The sequence below is a fragment of the Exiguobacterium sp. s80 genome (assembly GCF_018618725.1).
Classification (GTDB): domain Bacteria; phylum Bacillota; class Bacilli; order Exiguobacteriales; family Exiguobacteriaceae; genus Exiguobacterium_A; species Exiguobacterium_A oxidotolerans.
In genome coordinates this window covers 900215-912361 of record NZ_JACSMP010000001.1, presented here as the reverse complement: position 1 = coordinate 912361, position 12147 = coordinate 900215, and the positions used below count along the sequence as shown (strand labels likewise).

The following is a 12147-nucleotide window of genomic DNA, read 5'->3' as shown; positions in this document are numbered from 1 at the left end:
ATTGTCATTGAATTGTCATCTGTTCTGCTTAGGTTGTTTTCCCCAAGACATAATAATCAAACGTTTAAACTGTTTAATTTCAAGATATTTATAGGGCGTGTTACTTAAAAAGGAGCTGTTTAAGGATGAGTCGTGTTTTTATTAGACCTTATATAGAAGAAGATGCATTAGAATTGCTGGAACTGAACGTACGAAACCGGGGGCACTTTGAATTTTGGATGCCACTTAAGCCGAAAGAAGATCAATATTCACTTGGAGCCCACCAAGAACGGATTCGTCAAACATTACAAAAGATGCAAGATGATCGTTACTATGCGTTTGGTGTTTTCCTGAAGGAGAACAATACATTAATCGGCGAAGTATCTGCTTCTTTCATTGAACGGTTTCCGGCTGAAACATGTATGATCGGCTATCAACTTGATCGAAATTACAATGGTCAAGGATTGATGGCTGAAGCGGTCAGTCAAGCAGTTGCACTGCTCTTTGACAAGTATGCATTTCATCGGTTACGAGCGGAAGTGATGCCTGAGAACATTGGATCGATCCGTGTTCTCGAAAAAGTAGGCTTTCGAAGAGAGGGACTTGCTAGGAAAAGTCTATATATAAATGGAAACTGGGAAGACTTCACGATGTTCGCACTATTAAAAGAAGAATTTTTAGAGTGAGGAGAAAATGATTGTTGTCGATGTCGACGTATTATAGTGCATGGTGCAAAAAACTAAAACGCCATTACTTTTTAGTCTTTTGTCGTCGCGATCATCCGCGGGTACAATCGAATAAGGTGAACCTTCTGTGTATGCAGTCATTTGCACATTATATGAAGAAACTGGATTATTCATTCGACTAACACGCCTGATTGGCTGTTTTAATGGTGAATCGCTTGAATGGACGTACTTTCATCTTGAAGAACGACTATCATTCGCCAGACTGTGGACAACGAGCAGGGTCTTGCCTGCCTCTGAACGTGCGTTAAAAACGCACTTTGCCCCGTAGGAGTCAACGAAACATGACGCTTTTCAGGTAATACCGTGACAGAAATCCAGTCATGCAGACAGTTTAGAGCGCAATCCGTCTCGAATCGCTTTAGACCGCGAAAAGCAATCGGTTGAAGCTTTGAAGACGAGGCGAGACAGGGAAGCGCGAACGGATTGCCTCTCGTTATAGCCTGTTCACGCTTCATAAGAGTTTGTCTACACGCTCATTCGCACTGCATGATCTAACATCGATTTTCATCCGAAAGTCAAAATTAAGATATTTTGACTGTTGAAAAAACTGATTAGAGCAATTGAAGCATAAAAATGAGTGAAAAAACGAACGATAAATCATTTTTAAGATAAAAATATTTGTTTTTAGATGATAAATTACTCTAAATCCTTTGACATGACATTCTGCATTCGATATAGTGTTCAAGTACGAACGATTATAAACAATAGTTTAAAAAATATTCGTTATTTGGAGTGTTGGAAATGGATGTAGTATTTGATTATGAAGATATTCAATTGATTCCCGCAAAGTCAATCGTTGGCAGTCGATCTGAGTGTGATACGACGGTCGAGTTTGGTGGAAGACGATTCAAACTACCGGTCGTCCCGGCGAACATGCAAACCATCATCGATGAATCGATTGCGACGTACTTAGCCGAAAATGGTTACTTCTATATTATGCATCGCTTTGAACCAGAAAAACGACGGATGTTCGTTGAGACGATGCAAGCGAAAAACTTAATCGCGTCGATTAGTGTCGGCGTCAAGATCGAAGAGTACGCGTTCATCGAAGAACTCGCACAGGCAGGGCTCGTACCGGAGTATATTACGATTGACATCGCGCATGGTCATTCAGACGCAGTCATTCAAATGATTCAGCACATTAAACGATTTTTACCGAACAGTTTCGTCATCGCTGGAAATGTCGGAACGCCGGAAGCTGTCCGTGAACTTGAGAATGCAGGTGCGGATGCGACGAAAGTCGGAATCGGACCCGGGAAAGTCTGCATCACGAAGATTAAAACAGGATTCGGCACAGGCGGTTGGCAACTGGCAGCACTTCGCTGGTGCGCTAAAGCTGCGAGCAAGCCGATCATCGCGGATGGAGGAATTCGGACACACGGTGATATTGCGAAATCCGTCCGTTTTGGTGCGACGATGGTCATGATCGGTTCATTGTTTGCCGGGCACGAAGAATCGCCTGGTGAGACGCATGAAGTCGATGGTGTCCGCGTCAAAGAATACTTTGGTTCGGCATCAGAGTTCCAAAAAGGTGAAAAAAAGAACGTCGAAGGGAAAAAGATGTTTGTTGAGCATAAAGGGAGCTTAGCCGATACATTGACGGAGATGGAGCAAGATTTGCAATCGTCGATCTCGTACGCCGGAGGAAATAAACTGCAAGCGATTCGGACGGTCGACTATGTCGTCGTCAAGAACTCAATCTTTAATGGGGATAAAGTATTTTAAGGCAATTAAAAGTAGAAAAAGCAGACGGTCTCGACGACGTCTGCTTTTTTTTTGCATACTTCCTATAAAACTAGGGTAATAGTTAAATGGTTATTTTTTCAGAAAATTCCATCAAAAGGGGTGTCATAGCATATGAACACAGAAACGACAACGTACTTAATCGAAAAGTTTACGCGAGTCCGTGATAAGACAATTGAATTGATTGATCCACTTGAACCGGAAGATTTCGTAATCCAAGCAAGTGCTGATGTAAGTCCGGCTAAATGGCATATCGCGCATACGACATGGTTTTTCGAACGGATGATTTTACAGGAATACGATGCAGCGTATCAAGTGTTTAATCCACAGTTCAATTATCTGTTCAATTCGTATTACAACTCAATCGGTCCGTATCAACCGCGCCATCAACGAGGTGTCTTGTCGCGGCCGACTGTAAGTGAAATCATCGCCTACCGCTCGTACGTCGATGCGGCAATCGATACGTTCTTGAGACAAGATCGCGACGCGGCGAGTCAAGATAAAATTGAAGGTTTGATTGAGATGGGATTACAACATGAACAGCAACATCAGGAACTTATTTTGATGGATATGAAATTTAACTTGTTCGTCAATCCCTTGTTACCGGCCTATCAAAATAAAGCGGTCGTGCCGACTGCTGAAACCAATGTCAGTCCTACTTACAAAACATTCGATGGAGGATTGATTGAAATCGGTCATGATGGGACCGGCTTTGCGTTTGACAACGAAAGTCCTGTCCATAAAGTATGGTTGAATCCATTTGAACTGGCAACTGCGCCCGTGACGAACGGGGAATACTTAGCTTTCATCGAAGCTGGAGGTTATGAGACGTCTGAATATTGGCTTTCTGACGGGTACCAAGTCATCAAGCAACTCGGCTGGAAAGCACCGCTCTACTGGATGAAGAATGAGTCCGGGGACTGGTCTGTCTTCACATTAAATGGTGTCGAACCACTCGCACTCGAAGAACCGGTTTGTCACGTCAGCTTTTATGAGGCGGATGCTTATAGTCGCTGGAAAGGAAAACGTCTCCCGACGGAAGCGGAGTGGGAGCATGCGGCAAAAATGGTCGCAAGACAAGGGAACATGATGGGACGCGGAACGTATCATCCGGCATCGGTTGTACGGGCCGAGCACGAATTGACAGGAATGTTTGGTGACGTTTGGGAATGGACGGCCAGTGCCTATTCATCATATCCGGGCAGTCGACCGCTTGAAGGAGCACTAGGTGAATACAATGCAAAGTTCATGTCTAACCAGATGGTGTTACGGGGGGGCGCGTGTGTGACGCCGGACGATCACATCCGTGAGACGTACCGTAATTTCTTCCCGCCGGATAAACGGTGGCAATTCAGTGGGTTCCGTTTGGCAGGTGACCTGTAAGATGAGTCAGCAGGTAAAAAGCTTTGATTTATATACGACGCAGCAAAATATGTTAGAAGAAGTCATAGCTGGTTTATCGAAACCGGCTAAAACACTTCACGCCAAGTATTTTTACGATCAAACGGGGTCGGAACTGTTCGAGCAGATTACGCAACAACCGGAATATTATCCGACGCGCACTGAACTCGAGATTTTGACGACGCACCAAACGACGATTGCAGATAAAATTGGTCCTGTCCATACATTGATTGAGTATGGGAGTGGCAGTAGTCGGAAAATCAAAAGTCTGCTCAGTTCGCTGCACGGGTTGGAAGAATATGTCCCAATCGATATCTCGAAGGACTATTTACTACAGTCGGCGGCGGAGTTGTCAAAAGATTATCCGAATCTCTCGATTAAAGCAGTTTGTGGCGACTATTCGACACCGATCACACTACCGATTGACCGCGCACTGAAAAAAGTTATCTTCTTCCCGGGATCGACGATTGGTAACTTTGATCCGGCGGAGGCGATGGAGTTCTTGCGCCATTCATCTCATTTACTCGAAGTGGGAGACGGCTTTTTAATCGGTGTCGATACGAAAAAAAATCCGGACATTCTTCATCGGGCGTATAACGACATGGCCGGCGTCACGGAAGCGTTCAACTTAAACATCCTGACCCACATCAATCGTGTATTAGATGGAACATTTGATCAAACAAGGTTTGAGCATGTAGCATTTTATAATGAGGCGCAAGGTCGAATCGAGATGCACATCCGCAGTCGGATTGACCAGATCGTACAAATCAACGGTCAGCCGTTTACGTTCCAGGAAGGTGAAACGATTCATACAGAAAATTCGTACAAATATAGCATCGAAGAATTTCAGCAGTTGGCAGGTAAAAGTGGCTTTCGGGCCGTCACTTACTGGACGGACGCCAATCATCACTTCAGCGTCCATTACCTTGAGAAGACGAACGGCTAACGCGATCATGACGATGGAAGAAGGGCTGACACACCGCTAACTGATGACAAAATAGAAGGGATTACCATCTTAAAGTTGATGGGCAATCCCTTCTATTTGCGTGTAGATAAAGTTGCATTGGATTTTCCGCTTGAAACTGTTTAACCGAAAAGACGCGGCATGCAGAACTATCAGGCGAAATCTCAGCTGACGCGACTTCCGTCCGGAATTGGATGTTCCGGACATACGAGGACGGGCATCAGTTGATCGAGCGGACCGAGTTCAAGGATACGACCTGTGAAACCGGCACGTACGCCCTCGACGTTCAGGATCGCGATGGCTTGTTTCCCTAAAATTTCTTCATAGTCGAACCGGGTTTCGACCCAGTCGAGTAAAAAAGAGTGATCGTGTCCATCGAAGTCGATCGTCACGTTGAGAAGGTGTGTTTCATTCTCGTCACGGATGAGAGAACGAATCGTCCCGACACGGATATCTAACGCGGTAAAGGTTTCGACGGGTACAAATGGTTTAATCGGATCCATGGGTCATCTCCTATCGTCAAACAAATTAGTTGTGATAAGTCGGAACGTAATCACTTAACGGAATCTCGAACGGTTGATTTAACGCCAGTTCTGCGAGCTCGCGTCCGAGATAAGGGCCGATCGTCAATCCGGATGCACCGAGGCCGTTCGCGATGAAAACGTTCGGGTGAGCATCGAGTGAGGCGATGACCGGTAACGAATTACTCGTGTAGGGACGTAGACCAACCCGCATTTCATGGATGTTCGTTTCTTCGAGTCGTGGTGCGACAGGGAGGGCACGCGTTAAGAGCGCATGCATCCCTTTGACGGTCGGTTGTAAGTTGTAATCAAGTTGTTTTTCATGGGTCGAACCTAAAGCAAGGCGACCATCTTCCGTCGACACGAGATAGAGTCCACGTTGCCCCATGATGACGGGCCAATGTTTCGTTTTCATTTCCTCTAAATCAAGATGAAGGATTTGTCCTTTTTCCGTCCGGATATCGAGTTCGAGCTTGAGCGGACGTAACAATTCATTAATCCAGACCCCAGCTGTCAAAATCACGTGCTTCGCGTAATGCGGTTGTCCATCGATTGAAATACCTTTCACTTGTCCTGTTTCGATGAGTAATTCAGCATCCGCATCAATAACGGTCGCCCCGTAATGGATTGCCGCCCGCTCGAGTGCACCACGCAAGGCACGACCATCGACGCGAGCCCCGCCGGAGACGAACAACGCGTCTTCGACAGTATCGATCAATGGAAATAGAGATTTGACCTGAGAAGCGTCGAGTCGTTCGATGCGTCCGATGCCTGGGGCTTCCGGGAATCGATTTTCAGCAATCGTATTCATCTTCTCGATTTTTGATGATTCATGTAGCGCGATCGTGCCCACTTTTCGGTACCCGGTCGCGGTTTCGCCAAGCGCTTCCAGTTCTTCGATTAACGTATCGTAATAGTGAGCGCCATTATTTGCTAAGCGGTACCAGGCTTTGTTGCGACGTTGTGTCATCCAGGGGCAGATGATGCCGGCTGCTGCATCGGTTGCGCGTCCGCTTTCTTTTCGGTCAATCAAAAGCACGGTCGCCCCTTGTTTTGATAGGTGATAGGCTGTCGATGCACCGAGAATACCGGCGCCGACGATGATGTGTGTGTACATGTCAATTCAACTCTTTTCTAATGACGGTCTTTCTTTAGTCTAAAGAAAAAAGGGCAAAGCGACAAATCTAAATTCAAATGTGTCATTGAAGTGTGGGGAATGATGGGAAATCGAATCTTTTTTTCGGAATATTTCGTATACTTTACATACGGACGCGTATAATTGCAAAATAGACGATTAGAAACCGTCCAATCAGGAAAGATACCCTTATAGGCATCATGTCCCGACATCAATGGCTTAGCACTCAGTCACTTTTGAAGGAGGGGAAGGCAATGAACATTAGTCAAACCATCGTACGCAAACGCTACACGGACCACACTTTGTTTTATTCCGCCATCCTGATCTGGAAGTTGCTCTTCTTCTTACCCTTATTGATGTTCATGAATAGTGGCTCCGACAATGTGTTCCAACTTTATTTCGTACCGTACTTGACCGTGATCGTTTTGTTTCGGGTCATGACATATTACGCGACGTATAAAGCTTCCTTCATGGAGATGACGGAGATGGGGCTGTCTGTTTTCCTCATCATCGCCGATCTTTATATCATCGCGCTCTTCCAAATCCCGCTTCCATTCGGAATGATCATCATGTTATTGTCGATTCTCCACTTTAGCGCCGCATTTAGCCGTTTTCGTTGGTTTCGGCGCCGTATGTGGTTGAACCGCCATCTTGAAATTCTCAATTACTTGACGGATCATGGTGAAACGCCGATCAAGATCGCTGTCGTTTCGGAAGATGAGATGCTCGTGACAACGAAAAGTGGGAAAGAATTCACATATCGCCAAGTCTATTGGAGTGGCTTTTATTTTGAACGCGGGTGAACGATCAAGGACTGTGTTGCTAATTGGCGCAAGTCCTTTTTTTGATGATGGCTATTTAAGATTGGTTTTGCCATACTAAAGTGAGAAAATAGCAAGGAAGGTGTTCATTGGTGATTCGTTCTCTCATTGTCACACAGGACAATCAAGTTTTTATCGATAGCAATCTCGAGCGACTGGACCGTTCGGACATTAAGTGGTATTTCGTTGATTTCGACCAACCGACAGAACAGGAGAAACAGTTACTCGTTTCCGAGTTTACCTTCCACCCGCTCGCAATAGAAGATTGTTTTCAATACTTACAGCGACCGAAACTCGAATATTATGACGGCTACAGCTTTTTTGTATTGCATGCGGTTGAAGAACCTTCGTTAAAAGGGAAAGAAATCAATCTATTTGCGAGTGAACAATACGTCATTTCGTATCATGAGCAGGCGTCACGGGAAGTGGACTTCGTGTTTCGGGCATTTCAAAAATTGACAGGGCATGAAGAACATCTAACGGTCGAAGTTGTCCATAAAATCATGGATAAAATCGTCGACGGGTATTTCCCGATCGTCCATAATCTGGAAGACCGCATTTTTTCACTCGAAAGTCGATATGAACAAGCAGGCAATGACAAACAAATCATGGAAGATATCTTTGACATCCGCTCAGACTTACTTGAACTCGCACGGACGGTCTTACCGATGCGGGATTTACTGTACCGGGTCATCGAATCGAAACGACTGGCGATTCATCCGAACAAACAAGCATTTTTCCGTGACATCTACGACCATTTGCTGAAGTTAAACGACATGATTGAATACAATCGGGCGATGACGTCGGAATTCCGGGAAAACTTCATATCTTTGAACTCCTACCGCATGAATAACATCATGAAGACGTTGACGATCTTTACGACGATTTTCATGCCGTTGACGTTCATCGCCGGCATCTACGGGATGAACTTTCAATATATGCCCGAGCTGACGGTCCGCTATGGTTACTTCATTACGCTTGGCGTGATGGCGCTCGTCGCAATCGGGATGACGGTTTATTTTATCCGAAATCACTGGTTTGAAGAGTAGGCGTGGGAAATCGTCGTTCCTTTCCCACCGGTCACACAAAAAAACGCCGATGTTTCCGTTTTACACACGGGGACAGCGGCGTTTTCCATTGTATAATCTTCTCATTCATGACGGATACCTGAACAAATCTTAAAGCGTCAGCCCACTGTTTTAGTGAACCGATTGCTCAAATACGTCATGCAGTTTCGCTTGGGCAGCCTTGAATGAGTCCAGTGGATGCGCATCCGTCAAAGTCGAACGTTCCGTCTCAATTTGGCTCAATAATGTCTCTGTCCATTCGGCATAGAGTGTCGCGAAGACCTCGTCGAGATGTTGCTCCGTTAGATGACGAAGGCGCGACTCTTCGCCTTCGAGATAACTAACGGCATCCGGTTTCGTCAACGCGACCAGCGCGTCTTTTAAGTGCTCCTTCTCGTTCCGTTCGAAGAAAGCCTTTGCGTTCCGGAAGTAGCTTTTGACGGAACGGTATTTCGTGTCATCTTGGAACGGACCGCTGAACGTCATCGGAGGTAGCGTTGGCGGATCGAGTGGTGATAGTTGGAACGACGGGTTCAGTTTCGCAGCATACATCGCCTCTTCGTCAAGACGCTTTGCGATGGCACGTTGGATCCAGCTATCGATCCGGAAATGGGTGACACGTAATTCTTGTTCAAAATCATACCGCAAAAATCCGAGTAATTCGATGAGTGCTTGTTGCAAAGCGACTGCTTTCGTCGCGTTCGCAAACCGGACCGGATGATAGGCTTCCTTGAAAAAGTCTGGGAAGCGGTAATAGATGCGTTGGTTGACGTGATGTAACAATTCATGAATCTCAGCAAATAGCTCATGGTGAACGAGTTCGACCCGACCGTTCGAGAAGTGTGCCGTGATTTCTTGTTCGAGCGCATCGAGTTCCGTCAATCGGGCATCTTTTCTGGCGATGTTCCGTTCTGTCTGATCAATCAATTGATTGAGGCGGTGGATTGTCTTGTCCGTCTCTTCCGTCAAGGATTGAAGCGCGAGCCCTTTCAAATCATGGTTCAAGAAGTGATGGAAGGCTTGTTCGAACGAATCGATGCCGGATTGTTCATCAATCCCTTGTTGTTTCTCGGCAAGGGCGTTGAGGCTCGAGACGCCGAACAGACGTGGTGCACGGATGCCGAACCGTTTTAGTTCCGTGCCGACATAGTGTAGGACATCTTGCTGTTCCGCTGTCGAAGTTGCGAGATCAATCGCATTGACGACGAAAAACATTTTGTCGAGCTCGAATGCATCCTTAACCCGGCCGAGTTGAATCAAAAATTCACGATCGGCTCGGGCGAAGGCGTGATTGTAGTAGGTGACGAACAGGATCGCATCCGCATTTTTAATGTATTCAAATGCGACGTCCGTATGCCGGGCATTGATGGAATCGGCACCCGGTGTATCGACGAGCGTGATTCCGAGACGTGTCAACGGGCTGTCGAAATACAGGTCGATTACATCGACGAAACAACTGAGGTGTTCCTGCGCGACATACTCCTCGAATGCCGATTGATCGACGGTCTGTTCTGTACCGATGAAAGGTTCGACCGTCGGATATCCTTTTAGGAACGCGCGTAAGAAAGAGGCATCTTTCAAGTCGCTTGTCGTCCGTTCGCGCAACCATGTGACGACGGCAGTGACTGACGGCATCGTTGCGTCAAACGTTTGCAGGGCTTCGTTCAAGTCGTTGAGAAGGTCAGTCTCCGATTTAAACCGGATCGTTGCGGTCCCGTGGACATGCGTCGCCGTGACCGGTTTAATCCGATTGATGGATGCCGTCGTCGGGTTCGGTGAGACCGGTAGGACACGCTGACCGAGCAAAGCATTACAAAACGAAGATTTGCCGGCGCTGAAAGCACCGAATAAGGCAATCGTAAAGTCGCTTGTCGTCACGCGCGCAAGCTTTTGTTGCAAATACTTCGTAGCGTCCTCGAACCCGCGAACACCGGAGAGAATGGTCTGGATTTGCTGCATCTCTTCTAATGTATAACGGGATGGGACAGCTTGAAGCGTTTCTTCATGCGTAGTCTCCATCTCTTGTGTCACGACTGGATTGATCCCTGTAAACGTCTCAATGTCGAGCGTCGCCTGCGTAAGCTGCGTACGCCACTGTTCTAGTTGCTCACGTGCCGCTGTCATATCGTCAGTGGTCGGTTCGTTCGCTCGTTCGAGGTAGCTTATTAACACCTGTTCCGCATTCTTGAACGTTGTCATCACGTCACATTTTTGTTCGAGCGTTTCAAATTCAGCTTGAAGCGTCGCTTTCGCAGGGATGTTTTCATGCGTCAACTCCTGGCGGACCGCTTCTCGCCAATGGTTCGTTTCCTTGACGTACCAAGCACTGACCGATGCAACGACCCGATTCGTGAATTGCAAGACCGATTCCCCGGTAATCGTGATGCCGTCTTGAAGTGCTTCCTCAATGACGGCTAACGGTGGATCAAGTGGGAGTTGATCGATTCGTAACGAGTGCTCGTCAGACAGCAAATCAATTTCCGCTAGCGATTGTTTCATAAGTTTTCGAAGGTGAAGCGCAATTTCAGAAGCAGTGACAGACTGGAGAGCGCGCAGGACATCGTCAGCGATGACTTGTTGCGCCGCCTGTGTTTTTTTAGCGCTCCGGAACAATCCGACCTTGAATGCAGGTTGCCGAGATTCGAGGAACGTTTTCATCTTTTCGCGCAATTCAAACGGCATCAGCGTCGCATTGCGAAGTAAACTTTCCCGGTGTGCCGAAAAACGGCTGCTCCATTGTTCAGGAGCAAACAGGGTCAATTGATGTTTGACTTGTGCATGCCGGTCAAACACACGCTCCGCTTCTGCGCGTTCGGTCGCCGAGACCGTATCCCGCATCGCGTCAGATGCTTCTTCAATCATGTCTTCTAAATAGTTGATGTGTTCCTGGTGTAAGACCTCGAGCGTCGTTTGAGCGGATTCGATCAATTTCGGCTGGGCGTCACGAATGCTTTGGTCGACCAATCGCTTGACGGCAGAAAAGTCGTTCCCCGCGAATTCCGGCTCACGCAGGCTCGTGAAGAAAATGCCTTTCGGCTGAACACCATGCTCAGTAAACGATTTTTCGACGGATCGTTTAAAGGCATCGAATGACAGCTCGGATGTTTGGTGTTTGTCGATTTGATTGACGATTAAATAGAGTTCAGGAACAGAAGCGAGCAAGTCTTTTGTGACGCTGAAGTTCAGTTCAGATTGGACATGGTTATAGTCCATGACATAAAAGATTAAGTCGGCGACATGTAACGCCGATTCAGTCGAAATCCGGTGGGCGTCATCAACGGAGTCGACGCCTGGCGTATCCATCAGGACGAGACCAGGTGGTAAAGTGGATGTCGCATGGGTGATGTCGATTTGTTGGACGGTGCCGTCACGGCCGAAATGGCGTAAGTGTTGCAAATCATCTTCCGAGGCTAGACGGACTGCTTTTCGATCATGGAAGGAAACAATCGCTTCGTCGGTCTCGCCTTGACGAAGCGTGACGATATTTGCACTCGTCGGAATGGGACTCGTCGGGAGAATGGATTCGCCCGTCAAGGCATTGATCATACTGGATTTACCGGCAGAAAAATGACCGGCGAAGGCAATCGTATAGTCGCGTCGTAATAACTTCTTTGAAAATGTATCTAATTTATCGAGTCGGAGCTGATCGCGTGAAGGTTGAATCAGTGTCGCGAGAAGCGCCGTCGCTTCCAGGTGGTTCGTCAATCGTTCTTCAAATGAGCGCATGCAAATTGTAACCCCTTTCTTACAGTCAATTGTAAGTGTATCAT

Annotated in this window: 9 protein-coding genes; 6 read left to right on the top strand and 3 right to left on the bottom strand. The window is 46.9% G+C overall.

What is annotated here, in order from left to right:
• Positions 1-125 precede the first annotated feature (125 nt).
• From KNP94_RS04865 to egtD, 4 genes are all read left to right on the top strand, one after another.
• Entirely contained in the window at positions 126-665 is a 540-nt protein-coding gene (locus KNP94_RS04865) for a GNAT family N-acetyltransferase (protein WP_215115370.1), read from the top strand.
• Positions 666-1466: 801 nt separating this feature from the next.
• The gene (gene guaC, locus KNP94_RS04860) at positions 1467-2450 is read left to right on the top strand and encodes a GMP reductase (RefSeq protein ID WP_214891894.1); all 984 of its coding nucleotides are present in this window, start codon (positions 1467-1469) and stop codon (positions 2448-2450) included.
• Positions 2451-2582: 132 nt separating this feature from the next.
• Positions 2583-3851, top strand: coding sequence for an ergothioneine biosynthesis protein EgtB (gene egtB / locus KNP94_RS04855; RefSeq protein WP_215115369.1), 1269 nt, complete (start codon positions 2583-2585; stop codon positions 3849-3851).
• A 1-nt stretch (position 3852) separates the two neighbouring features.
• Positions 3853-4815 (top strand): L-histidine N(alpha)-methyltransferase, encoded by a 963-nt coding sequence (egtD, locus tag KNP94_RS04850; RefSeq protein ID WP_215115368.1) that lies wholly within the window; start codon positions 3853-3855, stop codon positions 4813-4815.
• A gap of 182 nt (positions 4816-4997) precedes the next feature.
• Here the strand turns inward: egtD and KNP94_RS04845 are convergent, their stop codons facing one another.
• Entirely contained in the window at positions 4998-5336 is a 339-nt protein-coding gene (locus KNP94_RS04845; RefSeq protein WP_215115367.1) for a hypothetical protein, read from the bottom strand.
• 25 nt (positions 5337-5361) lie between these two features.
• Positions 5362-6471, bottom strand: a complete 1110-nt coding sequence (locus tag KNP94_RS04840; RefSeq protein ID WP_215115366.1) for an NAD(P)/FAD-dependent oxidoreductase — start codon at positions 6469-6471, stop codon at positions 5362-5364.
• 272 nt (positions 6472-6743) lie between these two features.
• Between KNP94_RS04840 and KNP94_RS04835 the strand changes: the two genes are divergently transcribed.
• Together KNP94_RS04835 and corA are read left to right on the top strand one after the other, a co-directional pair.
• Complete coding sequence (locus tag KNP94_RS04835) at positions 6744-7292, top strand: hypothetical protein (RefSeq protein ID WP_214765048.1); 549 nt, start codon at positions 6744-6746, stop codon at positions 7290-7292.
• 110 nt (positions 7293-7402) lie between these two features.
• Positions 7403-8359: a magnesium/cobalt transporter CorA gene (gene corA, locus KNP94_RS04830; RefSeq protein WP_215115365.1), complete on the top strand. Its 957-nt coding sequence runs from the start codon at positions 7403-7405 to the stop codon at positions 8357-8359.
• A 150-nt stretch (positions 8360-8509) separates the two neighbouring features.
• Here corA and KNP94_RS04825 read toward each other — a convergent pair whose 3' ends face one another.
• Entirely contained in the window at positions 8510-12103 is a 3594-nt protein-coding gene (locus tag KNP94_RS04825) for a dynamin family protein (protein WP_215115364.1), read from the bottom strand.
• Between the last annotated feature and the right edge of the window lie 44 nt (positions 12104-12147).

Coding starts and splice junctions, on each gene's coding strand:
- KNP94_RS04865 (WP_215115370.1), top strand. CDS start 126: ATGAGTCGTGTTTTTATTAGACCTTATATAGAAGAAGATGCATTAGAA.
- guaC (WP_214891894.1), top strand. CDS start 1,467: ATGGATGTAGTATTTGATTATGAAGATATTCAATTGATTCCCGCAAAG.
- egtB (WP_215115369.1), top strand. CDS start 2,583: ATGAACACAGAAACGACAACGTACTTAATCGAAAAGTTTACGCGAGTC.
- egtD (WP_215115368.1), top strand. CDS start 3,853: ATGAGTCAGCAGGTAAAAAGCTTTGATTTATATACGACGCAGCAAAAT.
- KNP94_RS04845 (WP_215115367.1), bottom strand. CDS start 5,336: ATGGATCCGATTAAACCATTTGTACCCGTCGAAACCTTTACCGCGTTA.
- KNP94_RS04840 (WP_215115366.1), bottom strand. CDS start 6,471: ATGTACACACACATCATCGTCGGCGCCGGTATTCTCGGTGCATCGACA.
- KNP94_RS04835 (WP_214765048.1), top strand. CDS start 6,744: ATGAACATTAGTCAAACCATCGTACGCAAACGCTACACGGACCACACT.
- KNP94_RS04825 (WP_215115364.1), bottom strand. CDS start 12,103: ATGCGCTCATTTGAAGAACGATTGACGAACCACCTGGAAGCGACGGCG.